Source organism: Nocardia sp. PE-7 (assembly GCF_030486425.1).
Lineage (GTDB): Bacteria > Actinomycetota > Actinomycetes > Mycobacteriales > Mycobacteriaceae > Nocardia > Nocardia salmonicida_A.
This window is the reverse complement of the sequence record NZ_CP129614.1, coordinates 1,269,350-1,290,790: the sequence shown is the minus strand read 5'-3', so window position 1 is coordinate 1,290,790 and position 21,441 is coordinate 1,269,350. Positions and strand designations below refer to the sequence as shown.

General features: G+C 68.3%; 16 protein-coding genes and 1 pseudogene. 13 read left to right on the top strand and 4 right to left on the bottom strand.

From position 1 onward, the window contains the following. The first annotated feature begins 15 nt into the window (after positions 1–15). Positions 16–975, top strand: coding sequence for a TIGR03557 family F420-dependent LLM class oxidoreductase (locus tag QX204_RS06020; protein WP_301905580.1), 960 nt, complete (start codon positions 16–18; stop codon positions 973–975). Between the two features lie 97 nt (positions 976–1,072). Here QX204_RS06020 and QX204_RS06015 read toward each other — a convergent pair whose 3' ends face one another. After that, the gene (locus QX204_RS06015; RefSeq protein WP_301905579.1) at positions 1,073–3,106 is read right to left on the bottom strand and encodes a CocE/NonD family hydrolase; all 2,034 of its coding nucleotides are present in this window, start codon (positions 3,104–3,106) and stop codon (positions 1,073–1,075) included. Between the two features lie 156 nt (positions 3,107–3,262). On the opposite strand from QX204_RS06015, the gene QX204_RS06010 reads away from it, so the two are divergent. Then, on the top strand, positions 3,263–3,943 hold the full coding sequence (locus tag QX204_RS06010) for a TetR/AcrR family transcriptional regulator (RefSeq protein WP_301905578.1): 681 nt from the start codon (positions 3,263–3,265) through the stop codon (positions 3,941–3,943). Positions 3,944–3,946: 3 nt separating this feature from the next. Here QX204_RS06010 and QX204_RS06005 read toward each other — a convergent pair whose 3' ends face one another. Next, on the bottom strand, positions 3,947–4,864 hold the full coding sequence (locus QX204_RS06005; protein WP_301905577.1) for an alpha/beta fold hydrolase: 918 nt from the start codon (positions 4,862–4,864) through the stop codon (positions 3,947–3,949). A gap of 61 nt (positions 4,865–4,925) precedes the next feature. Between QX204_RS06005 and cynR the strand changes: the two genes are divergently transcribed. Continuing rightward, entirely contained in the window at positions 4,926–5,807 is an 882-nt protein-coding gene (cynR, locus tag QX204_RS06000; protein WP_301905575.1) for a transcriptional regulator CynR, read from the top strand. A 37-nt stretch (positions 5,808–5,844) separates the two neighbouring features. Here the strand turns inward: cynR and QX204_RS05995 are convergent, their stop codons facing one another. After that, positions 5,845–6,600, bottom strand: coding sequence for an ankyrin repeat domain-containing protein (locus QX204_RS05995; RefSeq protein ID WP_301905574.1), 756 nt, complete (start codon positions 6,598–6,600; stop codon positions 5,845–5,847). A 183-nt stretch (positions 6,601–6,783) separates the two neighbouring features. On the opposite strand from QX204_RS05995, the gene QX204_RS05990 reads away from it, so the two are divergent. From QX204_RS05990 to QX204_RS05945, 10 genes and pseudogenes are all read left to right on the top strand, one after another. Then, entirely contained in the window at positions 6,784–7,002 is a 219-nt protein-coding gene (locus QX204_RS05990) for a three-helix bundle dimerization domain-containing protein (protein ID WP_301905573.1), read from the top strand. 57 nt (positions 7,003–7,059) lie between these two features. Beyond that, a complete protein-coding gene (locus QX204_RS05985; protein ID WP_301905572.1) occupies positions 7,060–8,145 on the top strand; it encodes an S-(hydroxymethyl)mycothiol dehydrogenase in 1,086 nt (361 codons plus the stop codon). After that, positions 8,139–8,765, top strand: coding sequence for an MBL fold metallo-hydrolase (locus tag QX204_RS05980; protein WP_301907924.1), 627 nt, complete (start codon positions 8,139–8,141; stop codon positions 8,763–8,765). The genes QX204_RS05985 and QX204_RS05980 overlap by 7 nt, the downstream gene beginning before the upstream one ends. A 127-nt stretch (positions 8,766–8,892) precedes the next feature. Further along, positions 8,893–10,161, top strand: coding sequence for an acyl-CoA dehydrogenase family protein (locus QX204_RS05975; protein ID WP_301905571.1), 1,269 nt, complete (start codon positions 8,893–8,895; stop codon positions 10,159–10,161). Next, positions 10,158–11,591 carry an LLM class flavin-dependent oxidoreductase gene (locus QX204_RS05970; RefSeq protein WP_301905570.1) on the top strand — a complete coding sequence of 478 codons (1,434 nt, stop codon included), beginning with the start codon at positions 10,158–10,160 and terminating at the stop codon, positions 11,589–11,591. The genes QX204_RS05975 and QX204_RS05970 overlap by 4 nt, the downstream gene beginning before the upstream one ends. Positions 11,592–11,751: 160 nt before the next feature. Further along, positions 11,752–13,134 (top strand): styrene monooxygenase/indole monooxygenase family protein, encoded by a 1,383-nt coding sequence (locus QX204_RS05965; RefSeq protein ID WP_301905569.1) that lies wholly within the window; start codon positions 11,752–11,754, stop codon positions 13,132–13,134. Between the two features lie 133 nt (positions 13,135–13,267). Next, positions 13,268–13,630, top strand: a pseudogene (locus tag QX204_RS05960) (zinc-binding dehydrogenase); the annotation flags it as partial. Positions 13,631–13,779: 149 nt separating this feature from the next. After that, a complete protein-coding gene (locus tag QX204_RS05955; protein ID WP_301905567.1) occupies positions 13,780–15,447 on the top strand; it encodes a fatty acyl-AMP ligase in 1,668 nt (555 codons plus the stop codon). Between the two features lie 11 nt (positions 15,448–15,458). Then, positions 15,459–15,725, top strand: a complete 267-nt coding sequence (locus QX204_RS05950) for an acyl carrier protein (protein ID WP_301905565.1) — start codon at positions 15,459–15,461, stop codon at positions 15,723–15,725. Continuing rightward, complete coding sequence (locus QX204_RS05945) at positions 15,722–20,044, top strand: type I polyketide synthase (protein ID WP_301905564.1); 4,323 nt, start codon at positions 15,722–15,724, stop codon at positions 20,042–20,044. The genes QX204_RS05950 and QX204_RS05945 overlap by 4 nt, the downstream gene beginning before the upstream one ends. 12 nt (positions 20,045–20,056) lie before the next feature. On the opposite strand, the gene QX204_RS05940 is transcribed toward QX204_RS05945, so the two are convergent. Further along, positions 20,057–21,313: a reverse transcriptase family protein gene (locus QX204_RS05940; RefSeq protein ID WP_301905563.1), complete on the bottom strand. Its 1,257-nt coding sequence runs from the start codon at positions 21,311–21,313 to the stop codon at positions 20,057–20,059. Between the last annotated feature and the right edge of the window lie 128 nt (positions 21,314–21,441).

Here is a 21,441-nt window from a genome sequence, read left to right as displayed (position 1 = left end):
TGCGAAAGGTGCGCCATGCAGCTCGGATTCAAGTTGGCGGCCGAGGCTTTCGGCCCGAAAGAGCTTGTTCGACAGGCGGTTCGGGCCGAAGCCGCCGGTTTCGATTTCGTCGAGATGAGCGACCACTTCCACCCGTGGCTCGACAATCAGGGCCACTCACCGTTCGCGTGGACCGTCCTGGGAACGATCGCGGCCCGCACCGAGCAGATCGGGCTGGCCACCGGCGTGACCTGCCCGATCATCCGCTATCACCCGGCGATCATCGCTCAGGCCGCCGCCACCACGGCGCTGCTGTCCGACGGGCGGTTCACCCTGGGAATCGGTTCGGGCGAGCGGCTCAACGAACACATTGTGGGCCATGAGTTTCCGCCGGTGGCGATCCGGCAGCGGATGTTGCGCGAGGCGCTCGAGATCATCCGATTGCTGTGGCGCGGCGGTTACCGCAGCTACTACGGCGAGTTCCTGGAGCTGTCGGACGCGCGGGTGTTCGATCTGCCGCAGACCCTGCCGGTTATCGCGGTGGCCGCGGGTGGGCCCAGCGCGGCGAAGATCGCCGCCGAACTCGGCGACGGGCTGTTCGCCACCGAGCCGGATCCCGAACTCGTGCGGACCTTTCAGCAGGAAGGTGGCTCCGGCCCACGCTACGTCGAAGTGGGTGTCGCCTTCGCCGAGACCGATCGCGAGGGCGCCGAAGCCGCGCTGTCGACGAACCGGTGGTCGACCGGGGGCTGGAAGGTGATGAGCGAGCTGCCCAATCCCGCGAACTTCGCCGCCGCCTCGAGCACCGTGCGCGTCGACGACATGCTCGAATCCTTTGTCTGCGGCAATGATCCGAAACGCTACGTCGAGGCGGTACGCCAGGCCACCGACGCGGGGTTCGATCATGTGGTGCTGATGAACGCGGGACCCGACATGGACGCGTTCCTCGACTTCTACAGCAGCGAACTCGCACCCCTGTTGCGGTCGGAGATCTGACGACCCGCGCTCCGGAGATGCCGGAAACGGCGAACCCCGCCTCGAGGCCGCGTGATCGAGGATTCGTCGCGCGGCCGGAGGCGGGGTCGACCGGATGTCACCAGCCGGGATCGGTGTCCAGGGGGACGTTGATCCAGCTCGGGCGGGACGGGTCCAGCTCGAGGTGCTGGGTGCGCAGGCCGCTTTCGTTCAGCAACGGGCGCAGCGGGATTCCGCTGGGGAAGTTGCTCGCGAAGACGTCGACGCGCAGGCGGTGACCGGGCAGCAGGACACCGTCGGTGGCGCGGACGCCGATGTCGATCGTCGTCGGCTCGCCGGGCACGATCGGCTGACGGGTATCCAGGGTGAGGTAGGGATACGGGTCGGTGTAGTCGCCGTTCGGTGAGCGGGTTGCTTTCGGCTCGTCGATCGTGCGCAACGACGCCGTCAGCTGACCCTGCGACCAGACCGTCGAAGTACCGTCGGGCGCCACATCGTTCACCGTCACCGTCCAGTAGCCGTCGGTGGCGTCGAGCACGGTGTTCAGGTGTGCGGCGATCGGTCCGGAGATCCTCGTCGGCTCCGATACCGGCGCCGTGGTGAAGGTGAGCGCGGCCCCTTCACTGATCCGGGCGTCCTTCGAACAGACGTCGGGGAGCGGAAGAATTCCGGCCGTGCCCTGTGCGGCGTCACGCGAGCAGATGGTGGTCAGGCTCGGGTCCACCGAGAGACGCTGTGCGGCACCGGGAGCGGTGCGCAGGCTGCCGTCGTGGCGAGCGCCCGGCGCGGTGCCGGAGGAGGCCGGGTCGAGGTACAACCGCCGGTGCTGCATGCCGGGCCGAGGGAAGGCGACGTCGGTGGTCCACTGCTTACTTCCCTGCTGCCACAACGTGACCGGGTCGTAGCGATCGATGCCGTTGTCGATTCCCTTGAGCCACTTGTCGAACCACGCGCGCTGCAACGATTCCAGCGGAGCGGGCGCACCCGGCTGACCGAGGCCCGAGCTCACCGTCACGTGGTAGACGTCGTCCATGACGAGCTTCTTCTGCTCCGCGGGCACGTTCACCGCGTTGTAGATGCGCGGGGTGGAGTAGGTGAAGATGTCGTGCCAGCCGCCGTAGAGGAAGGTCGGCACCCGCACCTGTTCGGGCGCGCCGACCCATGCGGTCCGCAGCGGGCTCTCGTCGTCGAGGATCGCGCCCATCTCCGGCGGGATCTGCTCGATGTTCGGCGTGGTCAGTGCGGCGATGAGCACGTTGAAGAAGGTGAACGGATCAGTCACCCTGTCGCGCAGCCAAACCCAGTCGAATTTCCCGTTCAGCATCGACATCAGGTCGGGCAGCAGCTTCGCGCCGTCGACAGCGAGCAGCCAGGCCGGGATGAACCCGATCCCGAGCGCACCACCGGGGGCCGCGACATCGCGGATCAGGTCGCTACCCGGCACGACCGGGAAGATCGCCTTGAGCGCCTCGGGATGCCGCTGCGCGGTCTGGAGCTGGTTGATCCCCGAGTAGGAGATGCCGCTCATCCCGATCTTGCCGTCGGACCAGCGCTGTTTCGCCGCCCAGTCGACGACTTCCACGCCGTCGATCTGCTCGCGTTCACCGAACACCTGCCAGGTGCCCTGCGAGAAACCGGTGCCGCGCACGTCGACGACCACCTGGGTGTAACCGCCGCGGATCAGGTTCCGGTCGACGCCGAAGGTGCGCGCCGCGCCGCCGGGCAGCGCGCGCATGATGTCGCTGAGGCTGCTGAAACCGAACGGCGTGAAGTCCAGGTTCTGCAGCACCGGCAGCAGCAGGTCCGACAGGCCGGGCACCGCGAGCGCCGAGTCGGCGAGGTTGGAGACCAGCTTGGTGTAGGGCGTCATGTTGACGATGGTGGGCGTCGGCTCCGCGATGGGCTGACCGTCCGCACCGGCCGGGTGATAGACGTTGGCTTTCAATACGGTGCCGTCACTCATCGTGATCGGCACGTCCCACTCGATGAAGACGTTGGGGTACTGCTGCGGTCCGTTGTGAGTGGCGACGAATTGCGCGTCGAGCCCCTCGGCGTTCGGCGATGCCTGCCCGAACGGCGCGAATGCGACGGCGCCCGCCAAGATGACGACGGACGCGGCCAGCGCGGCCAGTCGCCCACGATGTTTGATCATGCTTCGGTTCAGCCCTCCACCATCGGGAACCACGACGTTCCCGTACCGGGAAGTAACGTAGCGTGCGTCACGTTCGATCGCAAGAACATGTTCTGGGCGATCCACGATCAAGCGCCCGCGCGCACCCCGCCGCGGCCGCCTGAAACAATTGACACCGTGACAGCGTCCGAACTCGACGACGGTCGCCGCTACCGCGGCGCCGCACCGGGGCAACGTCAACAGGAACGCCGCGCTCGGCTGATCGAAGCGGCCACCGAGGCCTTCGGCGTCGACGGCTACCGCAACACCACGGTCACCACGATCTGCACGGCGGCCGGCGTCGGCAAACGCTACTTCTACGAATCCTTCACCGATAGTGAAGATCTGCTGCTCGAGGTATATCGCGAGACGGCCGCCAGGATGATCGAGGCGATCCATACCGGGCTCAGCGCTCCCGACACCGACGTCGATACCCAGGTGCGCGTCGGCCTGACCGCTTACTTCCAGCTCATCCGCGACGACCCACGGGTTCCCCGGATCGCGTTCTTCGAGATCCTCGGCGTGAGCCCCGCGGTCGACCGGGCCTACTACAGCGTTCTCGATGCCTTGGTCGACATCTGCATGGCCTTGGTCGCCCCGCACGTCGACCTGGAAACCCATCCCGCCGTCAGTGTGCGGACGGTGCTGTTCGGACTGGTCGGCGCCATCGTGATCATCGCCCAGAAGTGGGTGCTCGACGAATACCGCCTACCGCTGACCGATGTCGTCGAAAGCGGGTGTCTGGTGATCAGCGCGGTATTGGCGCGGATCGGACCGGAGGACAAGGCGACCCGCTCCGTCGAACACGGCGCGAACTGACCGTCAGAGTCCACTGGTGAATTCGGCGAATCGCCGGGCGATCCGCTCGGGGTATTCACCGTTGATCGCGTGCGACGCGTCCGGCCAGACCTCCACCTGCGCGCCGGGGATCAGGCGGGCAGTGGCGGCGGCCTTCGCCGAGTCGTGGACGATGCTGCGGCCCGCGAACAGGGCAAGAGTCGGCACCGTGAGTGCACGCAACTGGTCCTCGGTAGGGCGGGCCGGCAACGGCTGAGCGCCCCGGTAGTCCTTCATTCCGGAGGCGATCAGCCGACCTTCCGGCACCGACTCGTCGACCGGGACGCCACCGGAGATCCAGCTCAGCAGCTTGTTGCGCAGACTCGCGGGCATCATCGGGATCGCGCTGCCGAGCGAGACGACGATCATCTTCCAGCTCAACGACGCGAAGGTATTGGCCGGATCGAGCAGAGTGATCGAGGCCGTGCACTCGGGACGGTGCAGCGCGGTCTGCACGGCGAGGTTCGCCCCGATGCTCACACCGAGCAGATGTGCACGCGGAACGCCCAGTCCCGCAATGGTTTCCGCCACCCAGGATGCCTGGTCGGCCCCGTCGGTCAGCTCGCGGTGCTGGGTGCTCGCGCCCGGTTCGCCGATGCTGTCGACCGACCACACCGTGCGCTGCTCCGCCAGACTCGCCAGGTTCGACCGCCACATCGGTGTCGAAGCCTGGCGCCCGGACAGGAGCACGACGGGAATGTCACCGCCGGGTCCGAATCGATACGCGCGGACCGGACCGAAGGAGGTCGAGATCGCCGCCATCGCATCGGGTTTCGGCAGTAATGCCATGCCGTCCACGTAGGCGGCGGCGAATCGGTCGAAGCCCGGCCGATCGGCGAAGTATCCGACCTTGCCCGCGGGTCGCCCGATCGTGGGATCCAGGAACAACGAGTCCTCGGCCATGGGGCGAGGATAGCCGTCGGAGGTCCACGGTGAAGCCGGCCATCGCGCGTATTCTCGGGCGGTGACGCCAGAACTTCGGCACCTGCGCTATCTGGCCGCCGTCGCCGAACACGGGAATTTCACCAGGGCCGCCGAGGAACTGCACGTGTCGCAGCCGACGCTGTCGCACCAGATCAAGCAGCTCGAGCGCGCCGTGGGGGCGGTGTTGCTCGACCGGGCCGGGCGCAGTGTGCGGCTCACCGACGCGGGCGCGGCCTACCTCGCGCATGCCCGCCGGGCCGTCGACGAGGTCGCCGCGGCACAGCGGGCCGTGCACGACGTCACCGATCTCAGTCGCGGCGTGCTCCGCTTCGCCGCGACCCCCACCTTCACGCCGTATCTGATCGGCCCGCTCATCGCGCGATTCCGGGCGCGCTATCCGGGGATCGCTGTCGAGTTCGGCGAGTCCTCCCAAGATGTGATCGAGTCCGAGCTACTCGACGACCACATCGACCTCGGTATCGCCTTCGATCCACCGCGTCTGCCCGGCATCGCGGCCGAAGCGCTGTACGAGGAGGCCTTGGCCACCGTGTTGGGCATCGCCGCGCACCCCGACCGACCCGAGACCATCGCACCCGGCGATCTGGTCGGCCACGATCTCGCTTTGCTCAATTCGTCTTTCGCGACCCGCCGCCACATCGACAGCTACCTCCACACGCACGGCGTCTCGCCACGAATCACGGTGGAGGTCGATTCGATTCAGGCGCTGCTCGAGGCGGTATCCGACTCGAACCTGGTGACGATCCTGCCCGAGGCGGTCACCGACACCCACCCGCGGCTTGCTCGAATCCCGTTGCAGCCCGGCATGCCGCGACGAACCGTCACCCTGTTGCGCGCAGCGGAAACCTACCGCAGCGCCGCCGCGACGGCTTTCGCCGAACTGCTGCGCGAACACGTGCGGTAAGCGCGCGAAAGCGCGGTGCCCGAAACGGCGGTCCGGTTCAGCGCAGCAAGGCCACGATCGCGTCTTGATCGAGGCGTTCGGCGTTCTGGAGCGCGGTGCGGCCGTCGGCGTCGCGGATCTGCGGATCGGCACCCGCGGCGAGCAGCGCGGTGACGGTTTCCTGGTAGGGCTGCGAGCCGTCGCCGTAGACGATCGCCTCCTGCAGTGCGGTCCACCGCGGTGTGTTCACGTGGTCGACGTCGACTCCCGCGGCGATCAACATCCGCACGGTGCTCACATGCGCGTGCTCGCTCGCCGGGATGAGCGCCGTACCGCCGTAGCGGTTCACACTGCGCAGGTCCGCGCCATGGCGCAGGGTCGCGGCGAGGATCTCGTCGAGGCCCTCGGCGCCGGCGTACAGGTAGGCGGAGTCCTGGAGGTCGTCCACGGCGTTCACGTCGGCGCCCGCCTCGATCAGCGCCACCGCGGCCGCGCTCGCCGTGTTCTTGGTAGCGGCGACCAGTGGCGTGCGCCCGTTGTCGCCACGCGTCTCCATGTCGGCGCCGCGGGCGATCAGGTCGCGGACCCGGGCGGCGTCGTCGGCGACTGCCGCGTCGTAGAGGTCGTCGTCGAGTGCGTGGTCGAGCTGCCGGGTCTGCGGTGCGGCGGTGGATTCGCCTGGCGCCGCCGAAGCCGGTGGTGCGGTTTCCGGGGTTCCCGGGTCGGCGGAGCAGGCGCCGATCCCCACCGCGAGAACCGCGAGCGCGAGCACGGCCGCGCGGGGGCCACGAGCTGTCGGACGAGCCGCATTCATCAGGTGTCTCCTCTGGTCAGGTCACCCTCCACCGTGCCGACCCGGCGCCACCACGTCCAGGACGCAGCGCCGATCACCACCATCGACAGCATCTATGTCCCGAACGAGCACCACCGATCTGGTTCCCGACGAAAAGTAGGCACCGACCCGTTGATCGACGTCGTCTCCGGGTAACCCTCGAATATGACTACTCACGAGAACCGCCAACTCGACGAGGTCATCGAGCGGTTGATCATCCGGTACCCGACCATCGCGCCCGCCGAACTGGCCGACATCGTGCACCACGTGTACGACGCGTTCGGCAAAGTGCACATCCGCGACTATGTTCCGTTGCTCGTCGAGCACCACGTCAAGGAAGAACTCGGCCCGCCGACGGGCGAGATCCCACCCATCCCGAACTGATCGGGCGCGCGGCACCGCTAGCGTTGACGTCGATACGTCAACCATGAGGAGGTCCGCATGCCAGACACCGTCCGCGCGGTCATAGCCCGCGCGAAGGATGCGCCCGTCGAAACCGTCGACATCGTGATTCCCGATCCGGGACCCCATGATGTAGTCGTCCGCGTTCAGGCCTGCGGTGTTTGCCACACCGACCTGCACTACCGCGACGGCGGGATCAACGACGAGTTCCCGTTCCTGCTCGGGCACGAGGCTGCCGGTGTGGTCGAGACCGTGGGCGCGGCCGTGACCCACGTGGCCGAGGGTGACTTCGTCGTCCTCAACTGGCGCGCGGTGTGCGGTGAATGCCGAGCGTGTCGGCGCGGACGACCCTGGTACTGCTTCGACACCCACAACGCCAGCGTCCCGATGACGCTCACCGACGGCACCCCGCTCACCCCCGCCCTCGGGGTCGGCGCGTTCGCCGACAAGACCCTCGTGCACGAAAAGCAGTGCACCAAGGTCGATTCCGAGACCGACCCGGCCGTGGCGGGTCTGCTCGGCTGTGGCGTGATGGCCGGGATCGGCGCCGCCATGAACACCGGCAATGTCTCGCGCGGCGACAGCGTCGCGGTGATCGGCTGTGGTGGCGTGGGTGACGCGGCGATCGCCGGTGCGCGCCTCGCCGGTGCGGGCACGATCATCGCGGTCGACCGTGATCAGCGAAAGCTGGACTGGGCCAAAGACTTCGGCGCTACCCATACCATCGACGCGACCAGCGAGGACGTGGTCGAGCGGATCAAGGAACTCACCGGCGATTTCGGCGCCGATGTGGTGATCGACGCGGTCGGTCGTCCGGAGACCTGGCAGCAGGCGTTCTACGGGCGCGATCTGGCCGGCACGGTCGTGCTCGTCGGTGTGCCGACTCCCGACATGAAGCTGGAGATGCCGCTCATCGACTTGTTCTCGCACGGCGGCGCGCTGAAATCCTCCTGGTACGGCGACTGCCTGCCCGAGCGCGACTTCCCGATGCTCATCGACCTCTATCGCCAGGGCCGACTGCCGCTGGACCGGTTCGTCACCGAACGGATCGACATCGACGGGGTCGAGCAGGCGTTCGCCGCGATGGCGCAGGGCCAGGTGCTGCGTTCGGTGGTGGTCTGGTGACCCGCATCGAAAGAGTCGTCACCTCGGGCACTTTCGCGCTCGACGGTGGTACCTGGGATGTCGACAACAATGTGTGGCTCATCGGCGACGACACCGAGGTGCTCGTCATCGACGCCGCCCACGACGCCGACGCCATCGCCGCCGCGGTCGGCAACCGTCAGGTCACCGCCATCCTGTGCACGCACGGCCACAACGACCATGTGACCGTCGCCCCGGAACTGGCCGAGCGCCTCGACGCCCCGGTCCTGCTCCACCCCGGCGACGAGCCTCTCTGGCGCATGACCCACCCGGACGCCGACTACCGCTCCTTGGCCGACACTCCGCGAATCACGGTGGCGGGCATCGACATCGACATTCTGCACACCCCCGGCCACTCCCCCGGCTCGGTCTCCCTGCACCTCCCCGATCTCGCTGCCCTGTTCACTGGCGACACCCTCTTCGCGGGCGGCCCCGGCGCCACCGGCCGCTCGTTCTCCGACTTCGACACGATCATCGATTCGATCCGTGACCGGTTGCTCACGCTCCCGGAGGAGACGACGGTCCACACCGGCCACGGCGACACCACCACCATCGGCACGGAGCGGCCCGCGCTCGCGGAGTGGATCGCCCGAGGACACTGACCGGACGCCGCCCGATCGTTGCTCGCCATAAGCGCGGGCGCGGTCGCGGCCGTCGTCGGCGGCGGCCGTTGAGATCGCGCTGCGCGCAACCCGTGAATCCGGCATCGCCCTGCGCGATCGTGGGTGGATGACTTCCACCGCCGCGCCATCGACCACCGATTCCGAGCTGGACGCCGTCTTCGCCCCGATCTTCGACCGGATCGCCACGGGCGCGGTCGAGCGGGAGGTCGACCGGCGGTTGCCGTTCGACGAGGTGGGCTGGCTGAAGGAAGCCAGATTCGGGGCGTTGCGGGTGCCGGTCGAGTTCGGCGGGTACGGCGCCAGCGTGCGACAGCTGTTCCGGCTGCTCATCGACCTGGCCGCGGCCGAGTCGAATCTGCCGCAGGCACTGCGGGTGCACTGGTCGTTCGTCGAGGATCAGATCCTGGCGGAGGCGGGGCCGGAGCGGGAGCGGTGGTTGCGGGCGGTCGCGGCGGGCACTCTCGTCGGCAACGCGATCACCGAGCCGGGGGTCGGCGCGGTCGACCGGTATCGCACCCGGTTGACCCGCGACGGTGACCGACTGCTGCTCAACGGCGTGAAGTACTACAGCACCGGATCGCTGTTCGCCGATCACATCCTCGTCGCGGCCGACCGTGACGGTGAGCGGCTCGGCGTGCTGGTCGACGCGAATGCCGAGGGGGTGGTGCAACACGATGACTGGGACGGTTTCGGGCAGCGGCTCACCGCGAGCGGCACCACCGAGTTCACCGATGTCGTTGTTGCCGAAGACCGTGTCCTCGGCCCCGGTTACGGTGTCGCGGGCCCCACCTACGGCACCGCCTACCTGCAACTGGTACAGCTCGCGGTGCTCGCGGGGATCGCCGCGCGCGCCGAACGCGATGCCAGGGAATGGGTGAGCGCGCGCACCCGCACCTACACCCACGGCTCCGCCGATCTCCCGCGCGAAGACCCGCTCGTCCAGCAGGTGATCGGCAAGCTGTCGGCCGCGGCGTTCACCGCGCGCGCGACGGTGCTCGCGGTGGCAGATGTGCTCGACCGGGTACTCGACGCCGGAGCGAAAGACGAACAGGATCTCGTGGCCGCCGAATTGGCCGCCGCGCAGGCACAACTCGGGGTGATCGACATCGTGCTCGCCGCCACCACCCAGTTGTTCGAACTCGGCGGGGCCTCGATCGTGTCCGAACAGCTGCGCCTGGATCGGCATTGGCGTAACGCCCGCACCATCTCGGTCCACAATCCCGCCATCTTCAAAGCGCGTGCGGTCGGCGACTACCTGCTCAACGGCACCGAGCTGCCGTTCGGCTGGAGCGCGGGCGAGCGGAACACCGGCACACCGGCTTCCGCGAATCCGGAGGATTCGAGCGCGGCGCGTCCCGAGGCCGCATCGCGATGAGCAGGCCGATCCGGTTCAACGCCTTCGACATGAACTGCGTCGCCCACCAGTCGCCGGGGCTGTGGCGACATCCGGCGGACCAGTCGCACCGCTACACCGACATCGGCTACTGGACCGAGCTGGCGAAACTCCTGGAGCGTGGGCGCTTCGACGGGATCTTCATCGCCGACGTCCTCGGCACCTATGACGTCTACGGCGGCAACGACATCGCCGCACTGCGCCAGGGCGCGCAGACACCCGTCTCCGATCCGCTGCTGCTGGTGTCGGCGATGGCGGCGGTGACCGAGCACCTCGGTTTCGGGATCACCACCGGTACCGGATTCGAGCATCCGTTTCCGTTCGCCCGTCGCCTGTCCACCCTCGATCACCTGACCAACGGCAGGCTCGGCTGGAATGTCGTGACCGGGTATCTACCCTCCGCGGCAAGGAATTTCGGCGCCGACGATCAACTCGACCACGACGAACGCTACAACCAGGCCGACGAATACCTCGAGGTGCTCTACAAGCTCTGGGAGGGTTCGTGGGAGGACGACGCGGTGGTGCGCGATGCCGAACGCGGCATCTACACCGATCCGGCGAAGGTGCACCACATCGGCCACTACGGCAAGCACTACACGGTGCCGGGGATCCACGTCTCCGAACCGTCACCGCAACGGACGCCGGTGATCTATCAGGCGGGCGCCTCACCGCGCGGTGTCCGATTCGCGGCCGAGAACGCCGAGGCGATCTTCATCGCAGGTCCGTCGAAACGAGTGCTGGCGCAGACCGTTTCACGCGTGCGCGACGCGCTCGAGGCGGCGGGGCGTGACCGGTACGCGGCCAGGATCTACGCGTTGGCCACCATTATCACCGACGAGACGGACGAGGCGGCGCGGGCCAAACGCGAGGAGTACCTGTCCTACGCGAGCATCGAAGGCGGGCTCGTGTTCATGTCCGGCTGGATGGGAATCGACCTGTCGCGCTACGACCTCGACGACCCGATCGGCGACGTGCGGAGCAACGCCATCCAGTCGGCGGTCGCGGCGTTCCAGGAATTCGACGACGACGGCCGCGAGTGGACGGTGCGCGATATCGGGCGCTGGGCGGGCATCGGCGGGATGGGTCCGGTGTTCACCGGATCCGGCGAGACGGTCGCCGACCTGCTGCAGGAATGGGTCGCCGACACCGACCTCGACGGGTTCAACCTCGCCTACGCGATCACGCCGGGAACATTCGAAGACATTGTGCGCCACGTTGTTCCGGTGTTGACCAAACGTGGGGTCTACCGCACCGACTACGAGCCGGGCACCTTGCGCAACGCCCTGTTCGGGGCCGGTGATCGGCTCCCGCCCGAACATCGCGGCGCCGAATATCGTCTGGGCGGCCCCCGGTCCACCGTGCTGCCGCACTCGGAGTCGCGACCCGAATCCGTGGAGGCACCCGCCGGCTAGCCTGCCGTCGCCGCCGATGATCAGCGCCGGGACCGACCGTCCCGGCGCGATCGGCGCGCGCCGGTCAATTGTCCGAATACGTTGATGCACTGAATATTCGGATCGATTCCCGCTGATTGCAACACTCATCATCGAGCGAACGTAAGCGCACCATTCCGGTATGACATCGCAGACACCCGTTTCCCGCTCCATTCGTTCGGCCGCGGTAATCGGCGCCGGCCAAGCCGGCGTCACTGCGGCGCTAGGACTTCTCGACGCCGGTTTCACCGTCACCCTCTACAGCGACCGAGATCAACGCTCCCTCCGTAACGACGTGCCCGCCACCGGCACCGCCCTGGAATTCGGCGAGACCCAGCAGGCCGAGGCCGCGCTCGGACTCGACAGCTACACCGGCCGCGCACCCCGCCACACCGGGCTCAGCGTGCGCATCGCCGGACCGGAGAACGCCGAACTGATCGCCTTCGACGGCACCTTCGACGGTTACGTCGGCGTCGCCGTCGACACCCGCCTCAAGGCCGATGAACGCCTCACCACGTTCATCGAACGTGGCGGAAACTTCGTCGTCGAACCAGTCACCGTCGAATCCCTCGACGCGATCGCCGCCGCCAACGAGCTCACCCTCGTCGCCACCGGCCGCGGCGGACTGGCCGATCTGTTCCCGATCGACGAAGAGCGCACTGTCTACGACAAGCCGCAGCGCTCGCTGCTCACGGTCACCGTGACCGGCCTCGGCTTCGACTCCGGGGTGTTCGCGCACCGCAGCCCGGCGGGCGGCGCCCACAGCCTGTTCTCCATTCTCGCCGAACAAGGCGAGGCGTGGTGGGGGCCGTACCTGCACAAGGACGCGGGCCCGAGCTGGGCGTTCCTGGGCTGGGCCCGACCCGGCAGCGATTGGGAAACCCGTTTCGCCGCCGCCGATTCCGCCGAATCGGCGCTGCAGATCGTGAAGGACCTCTACCGCGACTACATCGACTGGGACCTGCCGGAGGTGCAGGCCACCCAGGTGATCCCCGAAGACCCGCACTCCTGGCTCAAGGGCGCGGTCCGACCGGTCGTGCGGGCCGGGGTGGGACGCACGGCGGGCGGCCATCTGGTCGCCGCCCTCGGTGACACCGCGGTCGCCTACGACCCGGTCGCGGGCCAGGGCGCGCAGAGCGGGCTGATCCAAGCCCAGCGCCTGGTCGCGGCCGCCGCCGTGCACGACGGACCGTTCGACGAGCAGTGGATCACCGACCAGTACGCCGCGTTCCTCGCCGCCCGCAGCGACGCCGCCGCCAAGGTCACCCGGCTGTTCCTCAGCGACCCCGAATTCGGCGACATCGGCGGCCAGTTCTTCGCCACCGCCGCCGTCGACCCGAAGTTCGCCTCGGCCCTGGTCGGCCTGCTGCACCGTCCACAGCCGTTCCTGCCCATCGACTCCCCCGCCGACGCCGCCGCCTACATCACCGAGGTGACCGGGGCCGACGCGGGCGAGCTGCTGGCTAAGTTCGCCCCGGCAGGCCGCTTCGAACGCTCGACGTTCGCCCCGGCCGCCGTCGGGTAACAGCCACCATCGGGCCGACCGTGGGCGTGTACGCCCACGGTCGGCTTGTTCCACAGCGGCCGAGCCCTGGGAACTAGAGGCAACACCGACGCGAGTGACCTCCCTGGCCACCGAGAAGGCGTCGATCACGAATCGCGCGATCGTCGCCCTCGCCGTGGCGGTCCGGCGAAGGCTGGGTCGAGCGGGTGCGGCAGCTCGGCCCTGTCGACGCGGCCTTCGATCTGGCGGGCTCGGGGTGATCGGCGGGCTGGTCGAGCTGACCGGGGGCCCACAGGCGGTTGTCTCCATCGCCGATCTCGATGCGCCGAAGCTCGGGGTCAGATTCTCCGGGGTCGCGAGGAGTGTGCCGGACGCACTCGTCGAGGCCGCCGCCCTCATCGCGCAGGGAAAGTTGCGCATCCCGGTCGAGAAGTCGTACCCCCTGTCCGAGGCGGCCGCGGCGCACGTCGACAGCCAGGCCGGCCACTCCCGTGGACGGCGGGTCGTCGTGGTGTGAGGCGCGGGTTCGGCTGCCACACCCAGGGGTGGACGGAGGCCACCCCTGGGTTCGCTGGGTGATACCTGCGGGCACTATCCCCATCGCCACAGAGAGCGGATAGTCATAGTCAACCCCTATGACTTTCTCCCCTGTGAAGGAATGGCGACATGCAGCCCAGTTACGTGCACCACGTCAGGCAGCAAGTTCTCGCCTACGGAGAGACCCGCTCCTACACCTACCTCCGTGAGGCGGGTCGCGAGCTCGTCGAGGAGACCGCCACCTTCCGCGACCTCGATCGCGACGCCCGGGCTGTGGCCGCGTGGTTGGCCGCCCGCCCGGAATCGTCGGAACCCGTCGTCCTGCTCTACCTCGACGGTATGGCCTTCCTGCGGGCCTTCCTCGGCTGCCTCTACGCGGGCGTCATCGCGGTGCCCGCCCCCCTGCCGCACGACGAGCGCAGCACCCGACGCGTCGCGGGCATCGTCGCCGACGCAGGCGCCCGCTTGGTTCTCACCACCGCCAACTTCCAGCCGATGGTCGCGGCGGCGACCACCGCCGTCGTCGCGGCGACCGACGAAGAATACGGCGACCCCGACGCGTGGCAGATGCCCGATATCGACACCGGGACCATCGCGTTCCTGCAGTACACCTCCGGCTCGACCGGCACGCCGAAGGGCGTCGTCGTCACCCACGGCAACCTGCTGCACAACGAAGCCGCGATCTGCTCCTCGATCGGGATCGACGACGCCTCGACCGGCGTCACCTGGATCCCGCAATTTCACGACATGGGCCTGATCGGATCGCTGCTCGCCTCGATCTACGCCGGCGCGAATCTGGTGTTCATGTCGCCCACCACCTTCCTCAAGCGCCCCGTGCGCTGGCTGCAGGCGATCGACAAGTACCGCGCGACCTGCACCGCCGCCCCGAACTTCGCCTACGAACTGATCGCCAAGCGAGTCACCGACGAGCAATTGGCCACCCTCGACCTGTCCACCCTCGAGGTGGCGTTGTGCGGCGCCGAACCGGTCCGGGAACGGACCGTCGCCGCGGTGCGCGAACGATTCGCGAGCGCGGGGTGGCGCCCGACCGCGCTGCTGCCCGCCTACGGTCTGGCCGAGGCCACGCTGCTCGTCACCGCGGGACCGATCGACGCACAGGCTGTCGTCACCGATGGGACCGACAGCGTGCTGGTCGGTTGCGGACAACCGGCGCGCGGTCTCACCGTCCGCATCGTCGACCCGCATACCGGGCAGCAGGCCGTCGACGACACCGTCGGCGAGATCTGGATCCAGGGCGACAGCGTCGCCGCCGGCTACTGGAACCGGCCCGAGGAGACCCGGCACACCTTCGACGCGCATCTCGGCGAGGAAGGACCGTTCCTGCGTACCGGCGATCTCGGAATGCTGCGTGATGGCGAGCTGTTCGTCACCGGGCGGCTCAAGGACCTGATGATCATCAACGGCCGAAACCTCTACCCCCAGGATGTCGAGGAAGTGGTGGAGCAGCTGCACCCCGCGCTGACCACCGGCGTCGCCGTCTCCATCGAGGCCGGTGGCCGGGAACGACTCGTCGTCGTGCAGGGCGTCAAGACAGCGCTGCTGCGCGATACCACCCTCGCCGAGCTGACCTCGACGATCAAGATCGCGGTCGCCCGCGGGTTCGACGTCCCCGCGCCGAGCGTCGTCCTCATCGAAAGCCGCTCCGTGCACCGCACCACCAGCGGCAAGGTCCAACGGGCCTCGATGCGCGAAGCCTTCCTCGACGACAGCCTCTCGACCGTCCTGCACGAAGATCTCGAACCGGCCCTGAGCCGATCATCGACCGCAACCCGCTGAGGAGCCGAAATATGTTCAGCACCATCGACACCCACGCCACGACCGTCCAGGACTGGCTCATCGACCGCGTCGCGGACTACACCGAACGCGCACCGCACCAGGTGGATCCCACGATCCCGCTCGCCGAACTCGGCATGGATTCGGTGTCGGCGGTGGCCCTGTGCGGTGAGATCGAGGACCGCTGGATGCTCGACATCGACCCGACCCTGGTCTTCGAATACCCCACCATCGCGGCCATCGCCACCTACCTCACCGCCGAAATCGCCGTCGCGGCATGACCGACATCGCTGTCGTCGGCCTCGACTGCCGCTTCCCCCACGCCGCCGACCCGGCGCAGTTGTGGCAGTTGCTGATCGACGGCCGCGACGCGATCTCCGAAGTCCCCTCGAGCCGCTGGAACGCCGACGACTTCCACGACCCGGCGGGCGCGCCCGGCACCATCAACACCCGCAGCGGCGGATTCATCGACGACGCCGACGCCTTCGACGCGGAATTCTTCGGCATCACCGCCCACGAAGCCGAGTCGATGGACCCGCAACAACGCCTGCTCCTGCAGGCCACCTGGCGAGCCTTCGAGGACGCCACGCTCGACCCCCGCGCGCAATCCGGCTCGCGGACCGGGGTCTACGTCGGGGTGATGGCCAACGAATGGGCCAACCTGCAGATGAGCGACTACGCCGCGATCACGCCGCAGCACGGATCCGGCAACGGATATTTCATGACCGCGAACCGGCTGTCGTATCAGTTCGACCTCGCGGGGCCGAGTATCGCCGTCGACACGGCATGCTCCTCGTCACTGGTCGCGGTTCATCTCGCGTGTAATGCCCTGGCGGCGGGCGATTGCGACCAAGCCGTCGCCGGTGGCGTCAATCTCGTGCTGACCCCGGCGGTCGGCGTGTTCTATACCCAGGCAGGTCTATCGGCCCCGGACGCGCGGTGTAAACCGTTCAGCGGCAACGCCGACGGGATCGTGCGCGGGGAAGGCGTGGCGGTCCTCGTCCTGCGCCGCCTGGCCGATGCCGAGGCCGCGGGGCTGCCGATCTACGCGGTGATCAAAGGCAGCGCGGTCAATTCCGACGGGCGCAGCAACGGCATCACCGCACCGAATCGGTGGGCCCAGCAGAAGGTGATCGGCGAGGCGTATCAGCGGGCGGGCGTCCAGCCCGAGGACATCGACTTCATCGAGGCGCACGGCACCGGAACAGTTCTCGGCGACATGATCGAGGTCAAGGCGCTCGGCAAGCTGCACGCGAGCAACCGGGCGCGGCCCTGCGGAATCGGATCCATCAAGGGCAACCTCGGCCACACCGAGGGGGCGGCCGGTGTCGCCGGACTCATCAAGGCTGTCCTCAGCCTGCATCACGGCGTGGTCCCGCCGTCGAGGTTCGCCGACCAGGAGAATCCGCGGCTACAGATGACACAGCAGGGCTTGCGTCTACTCGCCGACCCCATGCCCCTGGACGGCCCCGCGCACGGCGGTGTGAGCAGCTTCGGCCTCGGCGGCACGAACGTGCACATGGTGCTGGCGAGCGCCCGCACCACCGAGCATCCCGCGACAGCCGGGGCGGGGGTGCTCACGCTCTCGTCGGACAGCGAAGACGGCCTGCGACGCAACGCGCTTCGAATGTCCGAAGAGTTGAAGTCACTGCGGCACAACCACTTCGATCAGCTCTGCTGGACGAGTAATCAGGTGAAGTCGTCGGGCCGCCACCGGCTCGCCGTCGTCGCCCACGATCGCGACGAGGCGATCGCACAGCTGAGCAACGGTCCGCTGTCCGGTGTGGCGCGACCGGCGCGCATCGGCTGGATGTTCACCGGTCAGGGGTCGCAATTCCCCGGCATGGGGCGCACCCTGCACGCGGCGAGCCGCGGGTTCCGGCAGGCGCTCGACCTGGTCGATGCCGCGATAGCCCCCTATCTCGGCCGCTCCATCCGAGAGCTGCTGCTCGACGAGCACGCCGACGTCGACCCCACCGCGCTCGCCCAACCGGCGATCTTCGCCATGGAATACGCCGTCGCCAAGACCCTCGCCGACCTGGGCATCCGGCCCGCCTGGCTGATCGGGCACAGCATCGGCGAATTCGCGGCCGCCGCCGTCGCGGGCGTGTTCGATCTCGACGACGCCTGCAAACTGGTCACCGCGCGTGGTCGGCTGATGCAACGTCTGCCTGCGGGCGGCGCGATGCTGGCCGTCCGCGCCACCACCGAGCGGATCGCCGATCTGCTCGCCGCCGAACCCGCTGTGGTGCTTGCCGCCGTCAACGGCCCGGAGGATCTAGTCCTCTCCGGCGAGGCCGAGGCGCTGTCCCGGATCGGTTCGGCGCTGCGCGCGCGATCGGTGATCGCGAAGCCGCTCACCGTGTCCCACGCGTTCCACAGTCCGCTGATGGCGCCGATGCTGGCCGAGTTCGAAGCCGTCGCCAGTACCTGCGCCTACCGCACCGCCGCCCTGCCGATCTACTCGACCGTGTACGGCCGACCTCTCGACCCCGACGAGGTGATGGATGCCAAGTACTGGACCGAACACGTCCGTGCCACCGTCCTTTTCGGCGATGCCGCCCACGCCGCGCTCGGCACGGACCCGACCCATGTCGTCGAGATCGGACCGCGTCGGATCCTCGCCGCGTCGGTGCGCAGGATCGATCCCGAGCTCGGCGCGCGCTACCTGTCCCCGAGTCCCGGCCCGAGCGCGACCGGCGACGAACTCGCCGCCACCGTGGCCGCGCTCTACTGCGACGGTCTCGACCCCGAATGGAACGAACTCTACGAACCCGGGCAACGTGTCCGTCGGCGCCTGCCGGTGTACGAGTTCTCCGTCGCGCACCGATTCTGGGTGGAACCGCCCGCTGTCAGCGAGGTCGGCGCCTCGGCATTCGATCCGAAATCCCTACCGGCACAGGCACAGAACGAGGCAACCATGATCGATCCACTGATCGCGCTCTTCCGTGAACAGAACGCCGTGCTGGCAAGCCTGCTGGCAACTCCCGCCGAGGCACGTGGCCGGGATCTCGACATCGGCACCGCGCGCGGTGCTCTCGCGCCGGACGCGGTCGCGGGGATCGTCCGCGCGGAACTGGCCAGGGTGAGCGGGTTTCCCGCCGACCGGCTGCACGACGCCCGAACACTCGGTGACGGACTGGGTTTCGACTCGCTCATGCTCACCGACCTGTTCGCCGGTCTGGCCCGCAAACTCCCCGGCACGACCATCGACCCGACCCTCATCACGGGGGAAACGACCCTGGGCGACGTCATCGCCCACTTCACCGGGCAACTCACCGATTCGCCCGCCGAGACGAACATCCCTGCCGCCCCGCTCACCTACTCGCCCGAAACCGTCTCCCCCGCAGCCGAAGCCAGGCCGACCACCGTCGAACCCGAATATCTGATCTCCGACTTCGCCGAGGTGCGAGCCATCGCCGACCGGCTCGCGGGCGCCGAAGCGCTCGGCCTGTCCAACCCGTACTTCCTGATCAACGACGGCGTCACCAGGGACACCTCGTTCATCGACGGCAGCCGGGTGGTCAACTTCGCCAGTTACAACTATCTGGGCATGTCGGGCCATCCCGCGGTCGTCGCCGCCGTCCAAGACGCAGTGGCTCGCTATGGCAGCTCTGTCTCGGCCAGCCGCCTGCTCTCCGGTGAGAAGCCGATCCATCGCGAACTCGAGGCCGAACTGGCCGCCCTGCTCGGTACCGAGGACGCGATCGCGCTGGTCGGCGGCCATTCGACGAACGTGACGATCATCGGCCACCTCGTCGGACCACAAGACCTGGTGATCCACGACAGCCTGGCCCACGACAGCATCTTGCAGGGCTGCCAACTGTCCGGCGCGACCCGCAGACCGTTCCCCCACAACGATCACGCCGCGCTAGACGCGTTGCTGACCGAGATCCGTCACCAATACCGCCGGGTGCTGATTCTCATCGAGGGCGTCTACAGCCAGGACGGCGACATTCCCGATCTGCCCGCGATCATCGAGATCAAGAAGAAGCACCGCGCGCTGCTGATGATCGACGAAGCACACAGCGTCGGAGTGCTCGGCGAGACCGGCGGCGGCATCGGCGAATACTTCGATGTCGACCGCCGCGACGTCGAACTGTGGTCCGGCACGATGTCGAAAGCGCTCGCGGGCTGCGGCGGCTATGTGGCGGGCAGCGCGGACCTGGTCCGGTTCCTGAAGTACACCACCCCCGGCTTCGTGTACAGCGTCGGAATGACGCCGATGAACGCCGCCGCGTCCCTGGCAGCGATGCGCCTACTGCGTGCCGACCGCGAGCCGCTCGACCGCCTGCGACGCAACTCCGAACTCTTTCTGCGCCTTGCCCGCGAGGCGGATATCGATACCGGCGACAGCCGCGATACCCCGATCATCCCGTGCATTGTCGGCGACTCGATGCGGACGCTGAAACTGTCCACGGCGTTGCTACGGCGCGGGATCAACGTCAACCCGATCATCTATCCGGCCGTCCCGGAAGACCTGGCCCGACTCCGCTTCTTCGTCACGGCCTGCCACACCGACGACCAGATCCGCGAGACCGTCACCGCCCTCGCCGAAGAACTCGCCCGGATTTCCGCGCCCGATCTCGTCGACCACTAGGTCCGGTGCCGCTCAGCCGGTCCAGTCGACTCGCTCGGCCATGGCGAGGAGTTTGTCGCGGCGGTGCGGGCTCGTCTCACCGATCCAGGAGATCAAGCCGTACACGTGAGCACGAAAGTCGTTGTGTTCGTTGCGGTTCTGCGCGGATGCGCCCGTGCGCAGACAGTTGTGCAGGAGGGCGCGGACCGCGTCGTAGCGGTCGCGGGGTGCGGCCGGACGGTCGTTGACGACCAGACCGGCCAGCACCTGTCGCTGGTGGGCGCGACGGATCAGGGTCTTGCCGGTGTGCACGGTGAAGCCCTCGTCGCCGGCGATTCGGGTCACCGCCCAGATCAGCCGGGCGGTGTCGAGGTCGGCGTCGCCCGAGAGGGCGAGGTCGTCGGCGTAGCGGGTGTAGGTCAGGCCGTGGCGGTTCGCGTAGCCGGTCAGGCGGCGGTCGAGGCCGCGTGCGACGAGGTTGGCCAGGCGGGGCGAGGTCGGCGCGCCCTGCGGTAGGTGGCGGACACCGAGCAAGGTGCGCTGGGAATAGTCGAGTCCTCGCAGTTCGGCCACCGGTGACGCGGTGGTGCACAGCTCGGCGAGGACGCGGGAAACCACGGTGGAATAGCCGCAAGACGCGAACACCGCGCGCACCCGCGCTACCGCGATCGCCGGAAAGAAGTCGCGGAGATCCTGTCTGATCACCACCGCGGCTCCCGCATGTGGAGCGGCGAAAGTCGCGGCGTTGCAGCCCTTCTCGAAGCCGTGGCACGCGGGGTCGACGGGAATGCCCGCGAGAACCCGATGCAGGATCCGTCGCTGGATCTCGCGCAATCGCACCTTCGGCGCCTCGACCAATCGCAGCCCGGTGGACTTCGGCAATCGCCGATACCGGTAGTGCGACAACGGCTGCGACGCGCGCCGCAACCAGCCACCCCGATCGGCGAACCAGTCGAGCTCGGCCGGCGTCACATTCAGCAGCAGGGCCAGCGCGGCGAGATCCGGGATCTCGACCGCGCCGAATCGCATCGGCACCACTACGGGATCGAGAGCGACGATGGTCGTCGGCAGCTTCGGCAGGTCGACCAGTACCCGGCGCAGCGTGTTCACCGGATCGACCGGCTCGACCGGGATGAGGTCGATCACCCGTCCCGCGATCTCCTGTGCCGGACCCGGCTCGATCACGTCGGCGAATGCCTCGGCCAGCGGCGACAGACCCCAGTCGTCGTCGAGCAGCTCGAACGAGCGCGCCAGCCGCACAGCCAGCTCGCGCTCGATCGCCCGGCTCATCGGCATGCGACGGTGGCGGGGCGACCAGAATCCTTCGTCCGCGGTGCTGCGAGGCACGCGAAGCGTGCGCCCTTGCTCCGGACGCTGAGCCCAACTGACAAGACGCTCCCAGGGGTTACCCCTGAGGT

Excerpts from the sequence above, each read along its gene's own strand:
- QX204_RS06020 (WP_301905580.1), top strand. The coding sequence starts at position 16 with ATGCAGCTCGGATTCAAGTTGGCGGCCGAGGCTTTCGGCCCGAAAGAG.
- QX204_RS06015 (WP_301905579.1), bottom strand. The coding sequence starts at position 3,106 with ATGATCAAACATCGTGGGCGACTGGCCGCGCTGGCCGCGTCCGTCGTC.
- QX204_RS06005 (WP_301905577.1), bottom strand. The coding sequence starts at position 4,864 with ATGGCCGAGGACTCGTTGTTCCTGGATCCCACGATCGGGCGACCCGCG.
- QX204_RS05995 (WP_301905574.1), bottom strand. The coding sequence starts at position 6,600 with ATGAATGCGGCTCGTCCGACAGCTCGTGGCCCCCGCGCGGCCGTGCTC.
- QX204_RS05990 (WP_301905573.1), top strand. The coding sequence starts at position 6,784 with ATGACTACTCACGAGAACCGCCAACTCGACGAGGTCATCGAGCGGTTG.
- QX204_RS05985 (WP_301905572.1), top strand. The coding sequence starts at position 7,060 with ATGCCAGACACCGTCCGCGCGGTCATAGCCCGCGCGAAGGATGCGCCC.
- QX204_RS05975 (WP_301905571.1), top strand. The coding sequence starts at position 8,893 with ATGACTTCCACCGCCGCGCCATCGACCACCGATTCCGAGCTGGACGCC.
- QX204_RS05970 (WP_301905570.1), top strand. The coding sequence starts at position 10,158 with ATGAGCAGGCCGATCCGGTTCAACGCCTTCGACATGAACTGCGTCGCC.
- QX204_RS05965 (WP_301905569.1), top strand. The coding sequence starts at position 11,752 with ATGACATCGCAGACACCCGTTTCCCGCTCCATTCGTTCGGCCGCGGTA.
- QX204_RS05955 (WP_301905567.1), top strand. The coding sequence starts at position 13,780 with ATGCAGCCCAGTTACGTGCACCACGTCAGGCAGCAAGTTCTCGCCTAC.
- QX204_RS05950 (WP_301905565.1), top strand. The coding sequence starts at position 15,459 with ATGTTCAGCACCATCGACACCCACGCCACGACCGTCCAGGACTGGCTC.
- QX204_RS05945 (WP_301905564.1), top strand. The coding sequence starts at position 15,722 with ATGACCGACATCGCTGTCGTCGGCCTCGACTGCCGCTTCCCCCACGCC.
- QX204_RS05940 (WP_301905563.1), bottom strand. The coding sequence starts at position 21,313 with ATGAGCCGGGCGATCGAGCGCGAGCTGGCTGTGCGGCTGGCGCGCTCG.